We start from the raw sequence: 19357 nt of genomic DNA on the forward strand, positions 1-19357 counted from the left end.
CACATTGGATCGAACGGATAAGGACCTCACCCGATGACCACCGTGCCCGAAACCGATCCCGCGCCGTTCGACGGATTCCACCCGATGTTCCGGGAGAACCCGTATCCGGCGTACGCGAAAGCCCGCGCGGCGTCCGCATTCAGCCCGTTCGACCTCGGACCGATTCCGGTCACTGTGGTCACCCGCTACGAGGCAGCCGCCTCGATCCTGCAGAGCACCGACTGGGGTCACGGCTACACGGCGGGCATCAGCCCGTTCCGGCCGGGTGTGAAGGCCGAGGATGTGCCCGCGTCGTTCCTGGCGATGGACCCGCCCGATCACACCCGGCTGCGCGCGCTGGTGTCCAAGGCATTCACACCTCGCATGGTCGGCGGGCTGCGCCCGGGTATCGACGCCCTGGTCACCAGCCTGATCGACGCCGGTTTGGACGCCGGCGAGATGGACATCGTCGGCGATCTGGCCCGGCCGGTGTCCGTCGCGGTGATGTGCGAACTGCTCGGCGTGCCACAGGAGGACGCGAGCATGATGGGCGGCTGGGGTCGCGCGATGGCCCGAGGCACCGACCCCGACTTCATGCTCACCGCCGAGGAAATCGAGAACCGGGTGCGTGCCAACACCGACTTCGGCGCCTACTTCAAGGACCTGATCGCGCTGCGCCGCGCCAACCCCACCGGTGACCTGGTCAGCCTGCTGGCCGATGTCGAGGAACAGGGTGCCCGGCTCACCGAGAAGGAGATGCTGGACATCCTCGCCCTGCTGATGGTCGCCGGCGTGGAGACCACGGTGAACCTGATCGGCAACGGCGTACTGGCGCTGCTGCGCAACCCCGAGCAGTTGGCGCTCCTGCGGGAGCGGCCCGAACTGGCCGAGTACGCCGGTGACGAGATGCTGCGCTACGACCCGCCGGTGCACTTCACGATCCGGGTGGCGCTCAACGACACCACCGTGGTCGGCCGGGAGTTCACCCGCGGCTCCGGCGCGGTCGTGCTGATGGCCTCGGCCGGGCGCGACGAGTCGGTGTTCCCCGAGGCGGACCGGTTCGACATCACTCGGTACGCCGGGGCCACCCCGGCCCGCCGCAACCTCGGTTTCGGGCTGGGTCTGCACTATTGCTTGGGCGCGCCGCTGGCGAAGATGGAAGCCGAGGCGGAGATCCGCGAACTGGTCACCCGGGCGCCGAAGCTGGCGCTGGCCGACGACAACCTCACCTATTTGACCAGTCTGGCGCATCGTGGCGTGACCGCGCTGCCGCTGACCCTGGCCTGAGCGGAGACAACGCCCGACATGTGGACCAAAGATATCGTCAGCGAGTTCATCAAGACGCTGAACAGCCAGGACTGGGAACTGCTCGGCGCACGGTACATGGCCGAGAATCTCGTGGTGGAAACGCCGGGAGATGGCACCCTGGTTGGTCGCCGGAACTTCCTGGATCTGTTCTTCGTCCCGATGCACAGTGGTGTCGAAGAATATTTCCGGGACATTCACGCCATGGCGATCGACGACCCGTGGCTGTTGCTGGACATCACCGTGGAATACCGTTGCGTACGTGACCATCCCGGTTTCCCGATCCAGCCGCTGACGGTCGGCAACACCCTGTGGGCGCAGTACTTCTTCCTGTACCGGATCGAGGACGACATGATCGCGTCATTGAAAGCAGTCCGGTACGGCACCCGGCTGGCGAAAACAGAACACTGACCTGCACCTGGATGCCAGGCTGCGGCGAATCCGGGCAGTGTCGTCGCGAACCACTTGCAACAGGCATACGATCCGGCGAACGTATGTTGAAGCGGTTGCGATGAGGTCGATGTCCTCGGACGACCAGCCGTCAGGTATCACGATGTGGCTCAACGCCGTTCCGAAGAAAAGAATTCGGTCGGGAAGGTATCTTCCGACGGTGGCCAGAACGTGCGAAATCAGGTGACCTCGGTGAACCTGCGCGCGAGCCACACCGAAGCAGTCCATGACTCGGTGTTCATCGGCCGGGGTGAGCACCAGTACCCCCTTCTGGTGCGCCGTTCAGACGTCGCAGGCTGGCGTGACGCCGTTGCTGGGCGCCAGCTCGGCGAGCAGTTCGTGATCGGCCCGTCGCAACAGTGCACGGGCGGCCGCGTTGGCTTCCTCGGGGAGGGCGCCTGGATGAGGGCGGGCGGACAGATCCAGGATGGTCTGCTCGACCGCGGTGCCCCAGCTCGCGTGCACCCCCCACGCACACGGACCACACGACCCAACCCATGCCGTGTCTCGTGCGCATGATTTTCCAGGGTGTGCTCGCCGTGCCGTCGGCGGTCAGCATCTCCGGCAACGCTGTGCACGCCTTCGCGATGATCCTTGCCGCCTCAGTGGCGATCGTGCGGGGCGAGTAGCTCGTAGCTCGGCCACCGTCACGGAGGCATGATCACATCGACCCACCGGCCGGGTGCTCGCCGACTATCTTGCGGTGGAATTCCTGTTCACCTGTGCGCTGGCCTTCGTGGTGCTCAACGTCACCGCCGGTGGGTGACGTTCTCTCAATCCGTATCAGGGAGCTACTTCAACGCGTCATGGGTCATGCCGAAACGAGGCACGGTCTCGAGTCGGATGCACACCGCCGGCAGTTGCGGACTCGGCGGTGAGTCCCTTGGCTGACGGATGAATAGCAGCGTGCGATTCGGCGGTTGGAGATGCACGGTTGACACCAGGACTTCTACTTGATGGCGATGCTTCTCGTCGCGGAGGTCCGCGTCGTTTCTACCGCTCGAAGCCGAATATCTATCGAATCGCTGCCGCCGAAGCCGGTGGAGGATTATCGAGCTGTGCGGATTCGGGTGTTTCCATGCAATCGAGAAAGGCGTCCACCGCGGGGTTCGTTTCTCCCGATCGCCACACGGCATACAAATCCAGAGTTGGGACCGGGTCCATCAATTTCACCGCGACTGCCGGGCTGTCGGGCTCGCCCATATTCATAGCAATCGCGCGTGGTAAGGACGCGAAACCGACCAGTGGGCGTACGGACACCAGGTGCGCGGTCGCGCCCGGATCATCGGCGTGATGGGACACCGACAGTGAGATCTGTGATTGTGCGGCGGCGTGGAAGATGGTGTCGTACATGGCTGGGCATTGCTCGCGGCCGAACAGCACGCACTGCTGATGCTGTAGTTCGTTGAATGACACACCTGGCCGATCTGCCCATCGATGGCGGCGCCCGACCACCGCGACCAGTGGCACCCGGTGCAGCACTCTTCGGTACTGGAACTCCGTGGTGCTGGGCTGACCGTAGACGAGGGCAATATCCAACGATCCGTTCGAGAGCGCAGCGAGCTGGGGCCCGGTGCGTTTTTCCCACAGCGACACCACGACATCCGGATGTCGCTCGGTCATCCGGGTCAAGGTGTGCGGCAGTATGTGGCGACTGGCGGGCACGTTGTAGCCGACACCGACCGAGCCTGCGCGGCCCTCGGCGGTGGCCTTGGCTACCGCGGCCGCGCGGTCCATCCGGGCCATGATCTGACGGGCTTGTAGCTCGAATGCCCGCCCAGCCGCGGTCAATTGCACCTCGTGCGAGTTGCGGGCGACCAGTTGTACCCGGAGAGACTTTTCCAACTTCTGTAGCTGGGTGGACAGGCTTGGTTGAGTGAGATGAAGGCGCTGCGCTGCGCGACCGAAATGTAGCTCTTCGGCGATGGTGATGAACGAGACCAAATGCCGGAATTCCATGACGCTGCTCCTTCCGAGCACTCGCCACGGTAGCTTCGAGAGATAACCGGCGATGAACCAGTGGGGCACGGTCACCATCGATGTGGTTGCACACACGTGAATCCGAGTAGCCGACCCACAAGCCAAGTAATTACAGAATGCTATATCGCCAAGAATCAGCTCTGCAATTCGCGGTCGGACACGGTGTCGCAACAAGACCGGTCACCAGGTGTGGGTCTTCATCCCGGGAACCGAATACCGAGCCCGCTCAGCGTTATTGATGATAGCCCATTTTCACCAAGCGTCCAGTTCGGATGCCGATCCGGGCCGGTCCGTCGACGGGCAGTTCGGGGGCAACGGGATCATTGCCCAATGTTGGTGATCGCCGAGGTGGTAGTGGTTGGCGCACATCGCAGCTGGAGGCTGCGGTCTCCTCGGTACCGATCCATTGGGCAGGGTTGACGGACAACGCTCACGCGATCCGCGTGTGAACCGACGGTAACGCTATCTCGCAGTTACTAATTGCCCGGTTGCTGTGTGCCGCTCGATGACGGTTACCGCGCCGGGAAGTGTGTGGTATTGACCGATTTCTCCGTTATGAGGGGCGCGCGCAGCCGGACTCGCCGGGAGATTGCCGGATGTGAACGCCGGGTGGATAGGGTGGGATCCGCCGTCGCGGCATCGGGTGGATAGTGGCGTAATCGCGATGGTGGAGCCCCGTTCGTCCGCGTCGTCCGTGGCAGGTCCGCTGCGAGACGGGCGGGGCTATCCGATTGGCGGGGGGTGAGAACTGGGGTGATTCCGATGATGAAGGAAAGGAAGCGATGCCGGTTCTGAACACGACCGCGGCGCATCTGGTGAGGGATATCGTGGCCCGATACGGTTCGTTGGACGCGTTCTGTGCGCGTCTGCGAGGTAGTGTCGAGAATCCGACCGAGGAGCTACGCCGCTTCACAGGCCACTGGGCTGGACCCGGGGCGATTCAGGCACAAGAGAAGGCTGTGGGCCAGAGCGACGGCGGCAGGCACCGATTGCAACGCTGAGTCTTGACCGGCGCCGCGCGAGGTGCGGCGCAGTGGTGGTGATTGTCCCTCGATCCTGGTTCTGCACCCCAGGGCAGCGGACGTCTTCCCCACGAGCTGGTCGAGGACCTACCGGAATGTCTTGCGGACCCTGATCCGGCTGGGCCGACAAGCCCCTGAGAGCGGTGATTGACTTCCAGGCCCGCAGGGCGCGCTCGACGGCGTCAGGGTGCTCATTCTGGCGCACGAACCGTGATCATTTCACCGGGAGGTGCTGGTCGACGGTTGCGTGGTTGAGAAGTAGGCGCTTGCGCAACAGATCCAGTTTGGCCCGGCCGAAGCACTGGGCTTGTGGTGCTTGAGTTTATTGACGGTGCCTTCCACAGGCCCATTTCTCCACGGAAGCGTCAGCCCCGCGGTGACCGCCGCGAAGTCATGTTCGAGCCCGGTCACGAACGAGTGCAGCGCTGGCAGATTGTCGGCACGGACTTGCGACATCCACTCGGGGAGACGATCACCGCGCAGGTCGCGCTTCATGACGGCGAATGCACCGACGTGCCGGCAGGTGGCCTCGAGTTCTGGGCAGCAGGCCAGAATTCCGGCGAGCTGCTGGGCGTCGTCGCTGGCCAGCGTATCCGGGTCCCGCATGATCCACGCGGTTACGGCGCGGATCTTCGGCGCGGCCGGCGGGACCACGGCTGGCCGCGCGTTCCTGCGGCCGTCGCGGTGGGGCTACAGGTAGCGATAGACGGTGCGCTGGCTGCCCCGATAGTCGAGCCGGCGAAGCTCTTCGATGAGAACCGAGATGTCCGAGCATCTGCGCAACCGATCGGTAGCAGCAGGTGACCGTGTCGATGCCAGGTCGTAGGGTTGCTCGGCGAATCGGGCAGCCTCTCACCCCGGACACGATGCCGACGCGGGGTGCCCGGCTAGCTCGCCTTGTTGTATGCCTCCAGGACGCTGGCCTGAATCCGGCCGCGATCGGACACGTCGTAGCCGTTCTTGCGGGCCCATTCCCGAACCGCTTTGGTCTGTTCCTTATCCGCCACAGTACGATTGCCGACCTTGCCTTTGGCCTTGGGAATCCGGCCGACCTTCCGGGCAGGCTCGGTCCACTGTTCGAACGCCTTACGCAGCTTGCCCGCGTTCTTCACCGACAGATCGATCTCGTACTCGACACCATCGATGCCGAACACGACAGTTTCCTGCGCCGCGGACTTACCGTCATAGTCGTCGATCAATTCGACGGTGACCTTCTTCGCCATACGAATCTGCTCCTTGTCTTCATCACAATGCCGCAGCGGCAAGCGTAGAACCTCGACGGATAACGCGCACGACCGGTACGTCCCAAAGGTAACAGCGTATCCGGGCGCAGTGGGGTATAAACCCTGACCACGGAAAGGATTACAGGCGCTCGCGGAGTTTCGACAACAGTTCACAGGCACCCGACTCGGGCTCTTCGAACGTGATCGTCAGTGTCTGCGGAACCCTCAGCAGTTCCAGGACGGCTTGTCCGTGCAGGACAACCTGTTCACTGGCACCCCTGCCGGGCATCGCGGTCGAACCGATGTGCCCGTAAACGAACGTATCGGTGTTGTCCCAGTCGAGAAGAGTTGAGCGCACGCTCGGCACCATACGGGGGCCTTGGATCAGCCCGTTCTCGATGGCCGCCTCGAGCGTGACATCGATGTTGTGAACACATGCGGCGCAAACCGAGCTGGGGACGTCAACATCGTCGACCCGGCCGCCATCAAAAAGGCGGTGCGCACCGCCTTCGGCGTAGACGTGCCGCAACCCACCCGCGCTCGGCCCCGGCATCGTCGTCGCTGGTGCGGGACCGCCGCCAACGTCACCACGGTCCGGATTCGGTTTCGCCGCGTCCTATTACGGTCTACCGGATATCGGGTTCATCGCCTGGCCGGACATGGTCGGGTTCGTGCAGCGGTTGCGGCTGGCGTTCCCGCGCCAACATCTGCTGGTCGACATCGACGATGGGTATGTGGATGCGGAGGTGGTCTGTCATGTGGTCGAGCAGTTGGAGATGCTCGGCGCGTCGGGGTGATCGCGCGGAAGCGCTGGCTGCAACCGACGCTGATGTGCTGCTGGTCGACGGTGTGCGCAGTGTCGACTGGATCCGGAAGGTGCGTGCGGTCATCGGGTCGAAGCCGTATCTCCCGCCACCACCCACGGCGCGGCGACCCGCGCGAACACCGCTGAGAGGTCTGCGAAGGTGATGCGGCGGGGGATCTGGCGGGCCCGCCGCTCCCGCGACCGGCCCGCCCGGCGGGGGCGTTCAGCGATCCGGCCGGAATCATCCAACTACGGTGGCCGGGTCGCCGCACGGTCCGACTTACTGCCGCAGGGCGGGGTCTTCGTGGTGCGGGCTGCTGGTTCGGAAGGTTTGCTGCACATCGGTTTTGGTGATGGCCAGGTAGGTGACCAACGCAAGGATGAGCAGTCCGAGGACGGTGATGACGGGGCCGTCACCGAGTCCGAGCCCGGTCACTTGTCGTGGTTTGCCGAGCCAGTCGGCGATCGAGGCGCCCAGGGGGCGGGTGATGACGTAGGCGGTCCAGAAGCACAGAATCGGATTCCAGTTCAGCCGGCGGTAGCCGGCGGCGGGGATAAGGATCGCGGCGGCGAACACGGCTGCAGAGGCGGCGTAGCCCAGATGCAGTGTGTAGGCGGTGAAGTCGCCCAGGGCGGTGCCCATGGCGAAGGTGGCCACGACCGCAGCCCAGTAGAACAGTTCGCGCCGGGTGGTGTCGACGGCGTGGATCGACAGGGTGCGTTCGGTGCGGTACCAAAGCAGGAATACCGCCGCGAGCGCTGCGGCGTAGAAGCCGGTGGAAACCGGGTAGGGGATGCCGAGGACGACGTGCATGACGTCGGCGGCCATGGTGCCGAAGACGCCGACCATGACCACGGCGAGCCAATACGACCACGCCACGTAGCGACCGATCCATAGTTGCAGCATGAGGGCCGCCACGAAGGCCAGGAAACCCAGGACGACCGCGATCTGCGGGTCGATGCTGGTGACCAGGAAGTCGGAGGTGGATTCGCCCATGGCGGTGGACAATCCCTTGACGATCCAGAACACGGCGGTGATCTCGGGGACGCGCAGCGCACCGGCGCGGGTCAGTGCCGGGGAGGACGAACTCGGTCCACCGGAGGAGATGCTCAACGGGTCACCTTTGCGAATGAGACGGGACGGACACAGCGATCGACCGACACCCCCATCTCTCGGCGGGATGGTGTCGAAAATGCGGGCAGGCAAGGCTTTCAAGCCGATTTCCGGCGGTCGGCGGTTCGGGTTTCGGGGCCGAGCGGCGGGCGTTGCGGCGTTGGCGGACAGGGGCTCGCGGCAGTATCCGCGACCGGCACTGAGAGCACGCTGAGAGCCGAACCCGCGCCGATCGTTGAGGTGCGCCCTCTGACCCGGGTCAGGAGAGTATTTCGGCCGGTGGTGGATGCAGTGGGAGGTCCACGCTCAAACGTGCTCCGCCCAGGGGTGATCGGCCGATGTCGACGGTGCCGTGGTGGGCGGTGACGATTTCGGCGACGATCGCCAGTCCGAGTCCGGTGCCACCGCTGCTGCGGCCGCGGTCGTCCTGTAGGCGGACGAATCGGTCGAACACCCGCAGCCGGTCGGCGTCAGGGATGCCGGGGCCGTCGTCGTCGATGACCACCCGTGCGGTGGTGTCGGTCGCGGTGAGCGTGACGGTGACCATCGAGCGGGCATGCGTGACCGCGTTGTCGAGGAGATTACGCACGACGCGGGTCAGCGCCTGCGGGTCGCCGTCGATCCGCACAGGCTGCAACTGGGCGGTCACCGCCACCGCCATGCAGGTGTGACGTACCGCGGCGACGACGGTGGCGGCGATGTCGTCGAGGTCGACGTCGGTGGCGTGCAGGGTGAGGCCGTGGTCGTCGGCGGTGGCGAGGGTGAGTAGGTCGGCGATGAGCTTCTGCATGCGCACGGCTTCGGGCAGCAGTGTCGCTCCGATCAAGCTGTCATCGGCGGTGTCGGGATGGTGATGGGCCAGTTCGAGTCCGGCGACCAGCGTGGCAAGGGGGCTGCGCAGCTCGTGGGAGGCGTCGGCGAGGAAGCGGCGCTGGGCGGTGTGCCCGGTTTCGATGCGGGTGAGCATCTCGTTCATGGTGGTGGCCAGCCGGGCGATCTCGTCGCGGGCGAGTGGGACCGGAACCCGTTGTGACAGTTCGGAAGCGCCGATGTCGGCGACCCGGGCCCGGATCGCTTCCACCGATGCCAACGACCGCCCGACCAATGCGTAGGTGGCCGCCGCGGCGGCCAGGACGACGATCGGGCCGCTGAGGGCAAGCCCGAGCGCGACGTCCTTGAGCGCGTCCTCGGCCGGTTCGGCGCTGACCGCGGCCAGGACGGTGAACACTCCGGCCGGGCCGTGCACCGTGCGTGCCGACACGCGAAGGTCGGCGGGGCCGTCGGCGGACAATCCGGTCACCGCACCGGAGCCGGGCACGGTGACCAGCGGACGCCCGGGTGCCCCGGCCGAGGAGCGTACGAGCGCGCCTGTGGCGTCGAAGATCTGCACCGCTTCGATGTGCGAGGTCGCGGACAGCAGCGCCGGATTCAGCCCGCCGGGTGCGGTGGTGTGCAGCTGGTCGGTGATCTCGCTCAGGCGGGCCAGCGCCGGGGAGTCGACCGAGCCGTACAGCGATCGGTACAGCAGCGATACCACGACCACCGCACCGAGCAGCACCACCACCGCGACCACCCCCGCCGCGGTGAGCGCCGAACGCACCCGCACCCCCCACCGGTCCGGGCTCCAGACGATCTCGAGGTTGCCCATGCCCCACATCCTCATCCACGGCTGCCCGGAGCACGGTGCCGGTCTCAGCGTGTTCTCAGCACCTTCCTGCCAGGGTGGCCTGGTGATATCGAGTTTCCACCGCTGGGATGGCCGGTTATGCAACATCTGATCCTCAGCTATGGCCTCGCCGCGATCCTGTTGCTCATGGCCGCCGAGTCGGCGTGTATACCGATTCCGTCCGAGGTGACGATGCTGCTGGGTGGGGCTTTGGCCGCCGGAGCGGTGAGTGGGCCGCACCCGAATCTGGTCGCGGTCATCGCAGCCGGCACCGCGGGCAATGTGGCGGGCAGCTACGTGGCATGGCTGGCCGGCCGCTACGGCGGCCGCCCCGCCCTGCACCGGTGGGGCCGCTACATTTTCCTGCGCGCCGAGGACATCGACCGCGCTCAGGACTGGTTCGTGCGCCGCGGTGCGGCGTCGGTGTTCTGGGCGCGGCTGCTGCCCGGCATCCGGACCTTCATCTCGTTGCCCGCCGGGATCGCCGGCATGTCCGCCCTCCGGTTCGGGGTCTACACCCTCGCGGGCTGTCTGCCGTGGACCGCGGCCCTGGCCATCGCGGGCTACGGTGTCGGCGCCAATTGGCAGCATCTGGAAGACACCCTGCGCGGGCCGAGTTACCTCATCGCCGCGCTGGCCGCGATCGCGATCGCCGTCGCCGTCGCCGTCGTCCTGCGGCGCCGACGCCGAAGGGCCACCGGTATCGACCAGTCGGCGAATCCCGAGTTCGGGGCCACAGCCCAGGGCTCTGCAACAGATTGAGCAGGTGCTCGCCGTGTACGGGTTCACCGTGGACTGGGCCAGGACCGCGGCAGAACAACTTGCGCCGCAACACAATCCCGACCTGGTCCTGCTGGACCTGGGGCTGCCCGACCGCGACGGGGTAGCGCTGTGCCGGACCCTCGTGTCGCGCTGCGTGTCACGGTCATCGTCGTATCGACCGCTCGCACCCAGGAATTCGAAGTGGTCGAGGCCTTGAACGCGGGCGCCGACGACTACGTGACCAAATCGTTCCGGCTCACCGAGCTGCTCGCCCGGCTGCGGGCGCATCTGCGCCGCCGCTCCACGGCCCTCGGCGCCCCCGTCCTCACCACCGGCCGCTGCGCATCGATCCACACGCCCACCGCGCCTGGGTCGCTCGTGTTGCGGCCCAAGGAATTCGACGTGCTGCACCTGCTGGTCGAACACGCCAGCCACGTGGTCACCCGCGACACGCTCATCACGACGATGTGGGACGAGCACTGGTACGAACCGACCGAAACCCTGGATGTCCACGTCTCGGCCCTGCACCACCGACTCGCCGAATATGGTGAGGACCCCTACCGGATCACAATCGTCCGAGGCCGCGGCTACCGGTTCGAATCGCAGTCCTGACGACGCCCACCACGTGCCGGTGCACGAACGTGGCGGGTCGATGGTCGGCGGGGTATCAGCCGCGCACGGTGAAATACACTGCGCTGCCGATCCCGACGACCAGGCAGTAGACGGCGAATGGGGTCAAGGTCTTGGTTTCGAAGTAGGTGACCAGGAACTTGACCGAGACGTAGGCCAGCAGGCCGGCGGCGAGGGCCCCGGCCAGCGCCGGGCCGAGGACGGAGTGGTTCTCCGGAGCGAACAATTCGGGTGTCTTCAATACACCGGCGGCGAGGATGACCGGGGTGGCCAGCAGGAACGCGAAGCGGGCCGCGTCCTCGTGGCGCATTCCCTTCAACAAGCCCGCCGTGATGGTGGCCCCCGAGCGGCTCACGCCTGGGAAAAGCGCTGCGATCTGGGCTGATCCGATGATGAGTGCGTCGGCGATGCTCAGGCGCGAGAGCCGTGCATCCGTGGCCCTCTCCGAGTACGCGACAGGCAGCACGGTGGTGTCCTGAGCGGACAGGTCGGCTCCGTGCCCGCTGGGGGTCAGCACGGCGTGGCGTTTGGCGTCGCGGTGGCGCAGCAGTTCGACCGACCCCAGCACCACGCCGTTGAGCGCCAGGAATATCGAGGTCGGAATGGGGGTGCCGAGGTAGTTGCGGACCATTTTCTCCAGCGCTAGTCCGGCCAGGCCGACGGGGATGGTGGCGAGCACCAGCAGCACACCCAATCGTGCCTCGGGAGTACGAATCTGTCTGGTGCGCAACACATCCCAGAGCCCGGCAATGACGCGCATCCAGTCACGACGGAAGAACACCACCAGTGCGAGTGCGGTGGCGACGTGCATGGCTACCAGGATCGCCAGATACGGTGAGCCTTTCGTGGACATGTCGAGGTCGGTGGCCCATTGTCCGCCGATCCAGGCCGGCAGCAGGATGCTGTGACCGAGGCTGGAGACCGGGAAGAGCTCGCTGACTCCCTGCAATGCTCCGACAACGATCGATTCCAGATACGTGATGGCCATAGGCGTTCTCCTGTCGAGGATCGCGGTGGGCCCGGACAGCGGTAGGTCCGGGCCCAAAGATGAATCGAGTGGGGTGTGCTTCGGCGTTCCGAGCACGGCGAGTCCGGCACGCGAACAGGCTGCCCTCGCTATGCCGGGCTGAGAGTGTCGTGCGCTGGATCAGCGCAGTGCGGCAAGAAGATTCGTCAGGGCCTGGGTTTCAGCCCCGGGATCTGGTGTCTTCGCGCGCAGCGCCTCGAGTACGATGTCGATCTTGCCGTCGAGCACACTCCAGCCGGAGTTGTCCATCGGCTGCAACGTGTCCTGGTCCTGATCCCACGCCGTCTCGAGGTCCTTGATCTGTGCGGTCGCTTCCTTCTGCTGACCGGCTTGCACCTTCGACACGGTGTCCTGGGCGATGGTCCGGAACTTGGTAATCTCCGCCGCCGGGAACTTTGCTGCCACTTCGCCCGGGGCCAGTGTCGCGGCGGTCGGCGCGGCGGCCGGCTCGTCACTCGCGGAGGCGTGCGGCTGCGCGGACGTCCACACCAGTAGAGCACCCGCGGCCACGGCGACGACCGCGTAGTAGCCGAGCATGAGGCCCTCGCGGGCCGGGTTGGTAGCCGAGGCCGGCGTTTGCCGCTGTGGACCGTCGATCACGTCGCGGCGCGAACGCGTGAGGTAGACGACCACGACGAGGATTGTGGCCAGGAAGATGACGCTGGTGATGGCGGTACCCACACCGAGCCCGTGATCGGCTCGTGGGGAGGCGAACCAGTCACCGAGGTTCGCCCCCAGCGGACGGGTCAGGATGTAGGCCAACCAGAACGACAGCACCGCATTCGCCCCCAGCCGCCAACCCACGACGACCGCGAGGATCAACCCGGCCGGCAACAGCACCGAGGTTCCCGGTCCCCAGCCGGTCAACGACAACGTCCAGTCACCGGCCGCGGTCCCCAGCGCGAAGGTAACCAGAATCGCCAGCCAGTAGAACAACTCGCGCGGCAGCGTGACGATGGAATGGATCGACAGCGTGCCCTCACGGGAGTACCAGATGCCGAACACCACCGCCAACACCACGGCGAAAACGCTGGTGCTCACCGCCAGCGGCACCGAAAGCTTGTCGGTGAGGATATCGGTGTACAGGGTGCCGGCCACACTGACCACCACGACCGTCAGCCAGTACACGAACGGCACATACCGATTCAGGCGCAGCTGCCAGCCCAGCACCGCGGCCAATACCACCGTGAACAGCACGGCCGTGACGACCAGGCCGAAACCCAGCGAACTGTTGATCCAGTCCGCGACGGTTTCCCCCACAGTGGTGCACAGAATCTTGATGACCCAGAACCACACCGTGACCTCGGGCACCTTGCTCAACATCTGCCGGGTCGTACGGGCCTCGGCTCCCGTCATCTCTGTCACAGACCGCGACCGTAGTGACAGCTCGCTGTGGCGACGCTGAGAAATATCGACCATGTCAGATCACGACACGACTCGTGCACATTACCCGGTAGGTCAATCAGGACAGACTGCCTCATGAGACGACAGATTATGGGGGGAGAGAACGGGGAGTGTCGGATTATTGGCGTTCCGACATTCCCGGAGAACGTGGATTCACCGAATTGAGTACGGCGAGTGGCGCCCCGAGGCACAAAACTACGTTCATGCAAATGTCCGTCGCCGTGTCGAACAGGGTCATGCCGCCGGCGAACAGCAGTGGCAGAGCCGCGTCGTGAGCGGATGGCGTCGGCCCGGTCGCTCGGTCGCCGGCGTTGGCGCGGTCGGCCCAGGCACCCGGCAGGCACCCCGCGGGACGCGGGCCCCCCGGGAGGGCCACACCAAGACTGCTGGTGCAGCCGACGAGAAAGCAGCCCTGGGATACTCGGACTCGATCCCGGTCGGGCACGAGCCCAACCGGTGGGCGTGCCGCTTTGCCGGTGCGGCGCGGCGGATACAGCTGTTGTTCTATTGGTGGGATGGCTTCTTCTGTGCTCCGGCAGGGGCGGTGTCGGGTTGTGCGGGGGCGGGTTTGCGCATGCGGTTGATGATGAGCCCTGTCGCTGCGAGTGCGCCGGTGATGGGCCACTCGACGGTACCGGCGATGGTGAGTGCGCCCAATCCTCCGTAGTAGAGGTAGCGGGTGGGGATGGCGAGGTTGACCGGTCCTGCCTTGATCCGGATGCCAGGGCCGGGAATTGCTACTTCGGCGCTGAGGTAGGGCAGGTTGATCGTCGCGGCGGGCGCGGCGGGACGTTCGGCCGATGCTGGAAGGGATTCGGGTTCAGGCGCCGAGGCGGGCCGGTCGTTGCTGGTGGTTCTACTGCGGGAAGGCATGGTTGTGGTCCTGTCCGTGTGTGAGAACTACCGGTTTATGTCACCACCGGCATGAACCGGATCCGGTGGTGCGAAGTGAGTGGTTTGTTCATGGTCGCGCACGGGTGAGATGGTCGGCAAGCGTTCGGCTCGTTCGATCAACGCGTCGGTTCGTCGAGTGAACCAGGCCGGTGCGAATACCACTACAGCGGTGGTGGCGGTGACGGCGGTGAGCACTCCGCCCCAGGCCAATGGTCCCAGTGGGGTGCAGCCGAAGAAATGGCTGACTCCGGGAGTCTCGACGATCGCCACGAGCACCGCAGCGCTGCCGACGGCGGTGGCCATCACGAGCGTGCTTTCCTGGCGCAAGACCAGGGTCTGGGCAAGTTGGGCGCCGACCAGAGCGGTCAATCCCATTGTGGCAGAGCGCCGCCGGGTGCCCGGCGTCCACTGCCCGATCGCCCAGGCGGCGGTGGCCGCAGCCGCGGTGGCGGCTCCTCGGCGGGCGATGGCCTGGATCAGTGGTCGTTCGAGCGAGGGAGCCGGGGCCGACAGCACCGACACCGCAGCGGTGGAGGCGCCGTCGGCTGCGGTGGGGTCCGCGTCATCGGCGCGCCCCGGTGGCGAGACCGCGATGGCGAGCGCGGGGAACATGTCGGTGAGCAGGTTGACCAGCAGGAGTTGGCGGGTGCTGATCGGAGCGCCACCGCGACCGAGTGCGGTGCCGAGGATGGTGAACGCGACCTCGCCGGCATTCCCGCCGAGCAGCAGTGTGAGGGCATCACGGACGCTGGCCCACATGTTCCGGCCTTCGACGAGGGCATCCAACAGGACAGTGAGGTTTTCGCCGGTCACCACGAGATCGGCGGCTTCTCGTGCGGGCGAGGACCCACGCCCGGTCACTCCGACCCCGACATCGGCCATGCGGATCGCTGCGGCATCGTTGGCTCCGTCGCCGACCATGGCGACGACGCGGCCGGACCGTTGCAGCGCGGAGACCACCTGCACCTTCTGTTCGGGGCTGACCCGAGCGAAAACCTGGGCCGAGCCGGCGAGTGTCGAGCGGGCATCCTCGTCGGCGTCTGCGAGTTCGGTGCCGGTGACCACGCGCGCGTCGGCGGGAAAGCCGAGCTGGCGTGCGATTGCCCGAGCGGTGACCGGATGGTCGCCGGTGATCAGCGCAGTGTTACGGCGCGCCGCCACCAGCTGTTCGAGCAGCGGGCGCGCCGAGTCGCGGATGGTGTCGGCAAGTCCGACATAGCCGACGAGGGTCAGGTCGGTAGCCAGTGCATCGATCAGATCCGGATCGTTCACCTCCTCCTCGTGAACAGCATCGGTCGTGCGCTGTGCGACAGCAAGCACTCGCAGGCCCTGATCGGCCAAATGGTGCACAAGGTCTTCGGCTGAGGCACGGTCGTGGCCGCCGATGTCGAACCGGCAGCGCGGCAACACCACCTCCGGCGCGCCTTTGAGGACCAGCTGCGCATGCGAAGCCGACTCGGTGCCGGCAGAAGCGATGATCGAGGCGGAGTAGCCGCGGCTGGATTCGAAGGGAACCTCCGCGACGGTCATCGGTTCGGGACCTTCTTCGCCGACGCGTACGGCGGCGGTGAGGATCGCCTCGTCAGTGGCATGGGCGTGCCCCTCACCGTTCTCCGGACGTGGACACGCCCGTGCCGCACAGCGCACCACCGCGGCGGCTCGGGGGTCGGTGATCTCCAGGTAGGGGCGATCAGCGGTGAAGCCGGGTGGGACTGCGGTCACGACCGCGAGCCGATTCAGTGTCAATGTTCCGGTCTTGTCGAAGCAGACCGTGTCGACTCGTCCGACGGCCTCGAGTGTGCGTGGGGTGCGGACGAGCACACCGAGGCGGGACAGGCGACGGGCGGCGGCCAGCTGCGCGAGGGTGGCCACCAGCGGCAGCCCCTCCGGGACCGCCGCTACCGCGATCGCGACCCCGTCGGCCACTGCCTGACGCAGCGTTCCCCGACGCGCGAGCGACAAACCACTCACCGCGGCACCCCCCGCCAAAGTCAGCGGCAGGACCTTGGCGGTGAGCTCGCGCAGCCGGTTCTGCACCCCCACGGCCACAGCCGCATCGGAGACCGAGGAGATGGCGCGGTGCGAGGCGGTGGCCGGCCCGGTGGCCACGACAATGGCGCGAGCGTGCCCGGCAATGATCGTGCTGCCTTCGAAGAGCATGCTGGCTCGGTCGGTAGCGTCGTTGGCCACCGCCTCGACCTGTTTGATCACCGGAACCGACTCGCCGGTCAGCGACGACTCGTCGACTTCCAGATCGTCGGCGACCAGCAACCGAGCATCGGCCGGGATCACCTCCGGTGCGCGAAGATCCAGGACGTCGCCGGGGTGCAATCGGGTAGCCGGGACAACCGCGACGCGCCCCGAGTTACGCGCTGCGTGCAGCCGACGTGCCGTGGTCGCCACCGTGGGGACCACCACCCGCCGCACGGCCTGTTCTTGTTCGGCGAACAGCGCCTCGGTGGCCTTCTCGGCGCGCAGACGCTGGAGGCCACCCACCATCGCGTTCACGCTCATCACCCCGGCAACCAGCACCGCATCGATATTGCTGCCCAAGATCGCGGCCGCCGCCGCACCGACGGCCAGGATCGGAGTGAGCGGATCGCGCAATTCACGACGGGTGGCATCGGCCAGCCTGACCAGCAGTGTGGCCGGGCGTCGAAGAGACTCTCCGGCACCGGTTTTCGACAGTTCGGACAGCACCCGGTACCACTGCGAGCTCACCGACGGCAGCGATGAGGGCATGGCGCCGGAAACTCGCGAATACACGATCTCGGGATCGAGGGCATGCCACGCCGTCAGCGGCTGAGGTGGCGGGTCCGGCAGCCTCATGACCCGGTGAGCCGCCCACGCGCCGGAAATCCAGGCGCTCGCGCCCGCAGCGTTGACCGGGCTGAGCCATTGCCCCAGACCGAGCCGACCGCGTCGACCAGTTTCTCCCGTGACCAGCAGCAATCCCGCCAGGGTGCTACCCGCCTTGGCCAACCGCACCGCGGATTCGGTGGCTCGGTGCGCAGCCGACAGAGCCGTGAGTACCCGCACCGCCGCGACCAGATCGGTGCCGGCAATGATGTCGGCGGTCCAGGGCGTCGCCGCCGCGGGATCGTCCAACGCCAGCCCGATATCGGCGACAGCGAGCGCGGCCAGCGTGTCGATGGATAGGAAATCCGGGTGCAGCGCAGAGATCAACATGACCGGGCCGCGGTCGTCCCGTAAATCCCGCACAATGTCCAGCAGAGGAGTGCCCGGCTCGTATGCGGCCGCTACCGATGCGGCCAATTCTTCGGTGCCACCCACATGCCGCAACACCACTCGCGCGCCGCTGCGACGAGCCGTCTCCACCAACGGAATCGAATAGGGGTCCGGTTCCCAGCCGACCGCGAGGGTGGCCACCACCCGCCCATCGACCAGCAGGTCGGCATACTCGACTCCCAGAGCCGGTGTGGTGACATCCGGTCGCTGATGCCAGCCCAAACCGGCACTCTCGGCGGGCAACTCGTCAGGATCGGGCGGTGGAGCCTTCTCACCGTGCAGCAGCGCATCGGCAACCTCGTACACCCGCTCGTCATCCCACCCCGGCACGCGCACCTGGACATCGAGCACCGTGCGGGTGTCGCCACGCAACGCGGCGCCATCGATGACGACCACCCGAACCCGGTCCAGACGCCGTAACGCGCCCGGGTCGAGGACCAGGAGCCCCGCCTTGGCCAGCCCCCGGCCCAGGGCCGCCGCGAACGATTCCCTGCCCAAATACGCCGCCTTGGGAACCCCGGCCAGCACCGCATCGGCGACATCGTCGACCGTGCCACCCGCCAGGAGAGCCCCCGCAGCCGCCACGAGCGAACCGTTGGCGGACTGGTCGGCGTAGTCCTCGACGACGCCGACCACTGCCGAGGCGGCGGCATCGACCGACACGTCAACGGTCGAGTCGACGACCACATGCGAGGCCTCTCCGGCCGCAGCGACCGCCCAACTGTGCCGCGGGCCGTCGGAGTCCTGCGCCGTCGAGATCACCGCCATCGCCGGGCACTGCGGCCGCTCGGCATCGGCAAGGCCCGGCTCACGCGTTCGCCAGGTCTGCCGATGAGCCAGCGCCTCGGAAATCTGCGCCGTGCGCTGCATCAGATCCAACAATGGGCTGCCCGGTGCCTGAGCGAGCCCATGAGTTGCCGCGGAGATCGCGTTCAACAGCAGATCGGTACCCACGCGCCCGAGCCGAGCCTCCAGCACGGCAACCACCCGGGGCTGATGCTTGATCACCGCCACAGCGGCCCGCGCGGCACGCGGTGCACGAGGAACCCTGCCCAGCCATCCGGTAACCGCTCCCGTCACCGCCAGCACGTCCATCCCCGCCGCCACCGCCGGAACGATCAACGCCAGCGGATCCCCTGGATCAGCCGCCGGCACCACCGCCCTCATCGGCCGATTGCCCGCGCCCGCAACGGCCTCGGGTACGGCCTCGGCGACACGGCGGATCACCCGGTGGATCTCATCGATGCCGGCAGTCTCCTCCCGCTCGATCACCAACCGCCCGAGAACCCCCTCCACATGAACCGAAACCACCCCTGGAACCGCCTGAACCGCACGCTCCAACGCCGCGGACCACTGCACCCACGCCGGAAATGGCAGTACCGGGTCGAGATCGATATGCAGCCTGCGTCCCGCCAGCCACGCCACCGACCGGCCCGCATCGACCTGGCCGCTTCCCTGCGGACCGCCGAACATGACGCGCGCCGATGCGCGAACCGGGCCGGCCACCGGACCCGCCAGCGCCTGCGCAGCCACCACCGTCTCGGCCCCCAGGCGCCCAACCAACGACGCTACCGATACAGCGTTGCGCGTAAAATCACCGAAACCAATGCTCCGCATGCCCCAGGCTCCCGGGTAATCGGCCGATGTACTTCGACTCAGTCTAAGCGGGCGACGAAAAAAGTTGCTGAGGCGCACATCATCACGCGCGCCCGCAATAACCATGCCGACCCGGAATTCACCATCCGAATAGCCCCACACCGCGCACGGCCATGAAGCCCAGAAGCCAGCACATTCCCGTCCTGGCCGACACAGCAATCGCGGGAATGCCGACAGCGCATTGCATCAGT

At 66.5% G+C, this 19357-nt stretch carries 16 protein-coding genes and 1 pseudogene; 6 read left to right on the plus strand and 11 right to left on the minus strand.

The window, feature by feature from the left end; translation table 11 throughout:
• The first annotated feature begins 33 nt into the window (after nt 1-33).
• Together ON40_RS09665 and ON40_RS09670 are read left to right on the plus strand one after the other, a co-directional pair.
• Nucleotides 34-1266 (plus strand): cytochrome P450, encoded by a 1233-nt coding sequence (locus tag ON40_RS09665; protein WP_040820690.1) that lies wholly within the window; start codon nt 34-36, stop codon nt 1264-1266.
• A gap of 18 nt (nt 1267-1284) precedes the next feature.
• Nucleotides 1285-1695 carry a nuclear transport factor 2 family protein gene (locus ON40_RS09670; RefSeq protein WP_040820692.1) on the plus strand — a complete coding sequence of 137 codons (411 nt, stop codon included), beginning with the start codon at nt 1285-1287 and terminating at the stop codon, nt 1693-1695.
• Nucleotides 1696-2016: 321 nt separating this feature from the next.
• Here ON40_RS09670 and ON40_RS09675 read toward each other — a convergent pair whose 3' ends face one another.
• Nucleotides 2017-2199 (minus strand): hypothetical protein, encoded by a 183-nt coding sequence (locus ON40_RS09675; protein WP_040820693.1) that lies wholly within the window; start codon nt 2197-2199, stop codon nt 2017-2019.
• Between the two features lie 32 nt (nt 2200-2231).
• Between ON40_RS09675 and ON40_RS55435 the strand changes: the two genes are divergently transcribed.
• A complete protein-coding gene (locus ON40_RS55435) occupies nt 2232-2363 on the plus strand; it encodes a hypothetical protein (protein ID WP_281033017.1) in 132 nt (43 codons plus the stop codon).
• A 385-nt stretch (nt 2364-2748) separates the two neighbouring features.
• Here the strand turns inward: ON40_RS55435 and ON40_RS09680 are convergent, their stop codons facing one another.
• The 4 genes from ON40_RS09680 to ON40_RS09700 form a co-directional block, all read right to left on the minus strand.
• Complete coding sequence (locus tag ON40_RS09680; protein ID WP_040820845.1) at nt 2749-3693, minus strand: LysR family transcriptional regulator; 945 nt, start codon at nt 3691-3693, stop codon at nt 2749-2751.
• 1262 nt (nt 3694-4955) lie between these two features.
• Nucleotides 4956-5390: a transposase gene (locus tag ON40_RS09690; RefSeq protein ID WP_051192896.1), complete on the minus strand. Its 435-nt coding sequence runs from the start codon at nt 5388-5390 to the stop codon at nt 4956-4958.
• Between the two features lie 233 nt (nt 5391-5623).
• A complete protein-coding gene (locus ON40_RS09695) occupies nt 5624-5959 on the minus strand; it encodes a histone-like nucleoid-structuring protein Lsr2 (protein ID WP_040820846.1) in 336 nt (111 codons plus the stop codon).
• A 139-nt stretch (nt 5960-6098) separates the two neighbouring features.
• Nucleotides 6099-6488 (minus strand): hypothetical protein, encoded by a 390-nt coding sequence (locus tag ON40_RS09700; RefSeq protein WP_040820697.1) that lies wholly within the window; start codon nt 6486-6488, stop codon nt 6099-6101.
• 130 nt (nt 6489-6618) lie between these two features.
• On the opposite strand from ON40_RS09700, the gene ON40_RS53915 reads away from it, so the two are divergent.
• Nucleotides 6619-6756, plus strand: a complete 138-nt coding sequence (locus ON40_RS53915; protein ID WP_218008761.1) for a hypothetical protein — start codon at nt 6619-6621, stop codon at nt 6754-6756.
• Between the two features lie 288 nt (nt 6757-7044).
• Here the strand turns inward: ON40_RS53915 and ON40_RS09710 are convergent, their stop codons facing one another.
• Together ON40_RS09710 and ON40_RS09715 are read right to left on the minus strand one after the other, a co-directional pair.
• Nucleotides 7045-7878 carry a COG4705 family protein gene (locus ON40_RS09710; RefSeq protein ID WP_218008762.1) on the minus strand — a complete coding sequence of 278 codons (834 nt, stop codon included), beginning with the start codon at nt 7876-7878 and terminating at the stop codon, nt 7045-7047.
• Between the two features lie 259 nt (nt 7879-8137).
• Entirely contained in the window at nt 8138-9526 is a 1389-nt protein-coding gene (locus ON40_RS09715; RefSeq protein ID WP_040820849.1) for a sensor histidine kinase, read from the minus strand.
• Between the two features lie 117 nt (nt 9527-9643).
• On the opposite strand from ON40_RS09715, the gene ON40_RS09720 reads away from it, so the two are divergent.
• Together ON40_RS09720 and ON40_RS09725 are read left to right on the plus strand one after the other, a co-directional pair.
• Complete coding sequence (locus ON40_RS09720; protein WP_083895516.1) at nt 9644-10306, plus strand: DedA family protein; 663 nt, start codon at nt 9644-9646, stop codon at nt 10304-10306.
• Nucleotides 10307-10435: 129 nt separating this feature from the next.
• Nucleotides 10436-10918 carry a response regulator transcription factor gene (locus tag ON40_RS09725; RefSeq protein ID WP_051192897.1) on the plus strand — a complete coding sequence of 161 codons (483 nt, stop codon included), beginning with the start codon at nt 10436-10438 and terminating at the stop codon, nt 10916-10918.
• A 55-nt stretch (nt 10919-10973) separates the two neighbouring features.
• Here ON40_RS09725 and ON40_RS09730 read toward each other — a convergent pair whose 3' ends face one another.
• The 4 genes and pseudogenes from ON40_RS09730 to ON40_RS09745 all read right to left on the minus strand — a co-directional run.
• Complete coding sequence (locus ON40_RS09730) at nt 10974-11924, minus strand: undecaprenyl-diphosphate phosphatase (protein WP_040820698.1); 951 nt, start codon at nt 11922-11924, stop codon at nt 10974-10976.
• Between the two features lie 159 nt (nt 11925-12083).
• Entirely contained in the window at nt 12084-13328 is a 1245-nt protein-coding gene (locus ON40_RS09735) for a COG4705 family protein (RefSeq protein ID WP_373281881.1), read from the minus strand.
• A 543-nt stretch (nt 13329-13871) separates the two neighbouring features.
• Entirely contained in the window at nt 13872-14240 is a 369-nt protein-coding gene (locus ON40_RS09740; protein WP_040820702.1) for a hypothetical protein, read from the minus strand.
• A 153-nt stretch (nt 14241-14393) separates the two neighbouring features.
• Nucleotides 14394-19127 (minus strand): annotated as a pseudogene (locus ON40_RS09745) (cation-translocating P-type ATPase); the annotation flags it as partial.
• Nucleotides 19128-19357: the final 230 nt, after the last annotated feature.

Origin of the sequence: Nocardia jiangxiensis NBRC 101359, from assembly GCF_000308615.1 — a bacterium.
GTDB lineage: Bacteria > Actinomycetota > Actinomycetes > Mycobacteriales > Mycobacteriaceae > Nocardia > Nocardia jiangxiensis.

Coding starts and splice junctions, on each gene's coding strand:
- ON40_RS09665 (WP_040820690.1), top strand. CDS start 34: ATGACCACCGTGCCCGAAACCGATCCCGCGCCGTTCGACGGATTCCAC.
- ON40_RS09670 (WP_040820692.1), top strand. CDS start 1,285: ATGTGGACCAAAGATATCGTCAGCGAGTTCATCAAGACGCTGAACAGC.
- ON40_RS55435 (WP_281033017.1), top strand. CDS start 2,232: ATGCCGTGTCTCGTGCGCATGATTTTCCAGGGTGTGCTCGCCGTGCCG.
- ON40_RS09680 (WP_040820845.1), bottom strand. CDS start 3,693: ATGGAATTCCGGCATTTGGTCTCGTTCATCACCATCGCCGAAGAGCTA.
- ON40_RS09695 (WP_040820846.1), bottom strand. CDS start 5,959: ATGGCGAAGAAGGTCACCGTCGAATTGATCGACGACTATGACGGTAAG.
- ON40_RS53915 (WP_218008761.1), top strand. CDS start 6,619: ATGGTCGGGTTCGTGCAGCGGTTGCGGCTGGCGTTCCCGCGCCAACAT.
- ON40_RS09715 (WP_040820849.1), bottom strand. CDS start 9,526: ATGGGCAACCTCGAGATCGTCTGGAGCCCGGACCGGTGGGGGGTGCGG.
- ON40_RS09720 (WP_083895516.1), top strand. CDS start 9,644: ATGCAACATCTGATCCTCAGCTATGGCCTCGCCGCGATCCTGTTGCTC.
- ON40_RS09730 (WP_040820698.1), bottom strand. CDS start 11,924: ATGGCCATCACGTATCTGGAATCGATCGTTGTCGGAGCATTGCAGGGA.
- ON40_RS09740 (WP_040820702.1), bottom strand. CDS start 14,240: ATGCCTTCCCGCAGTAGAACCACCAGCAACGACCGGCCCGCCTCGGCG.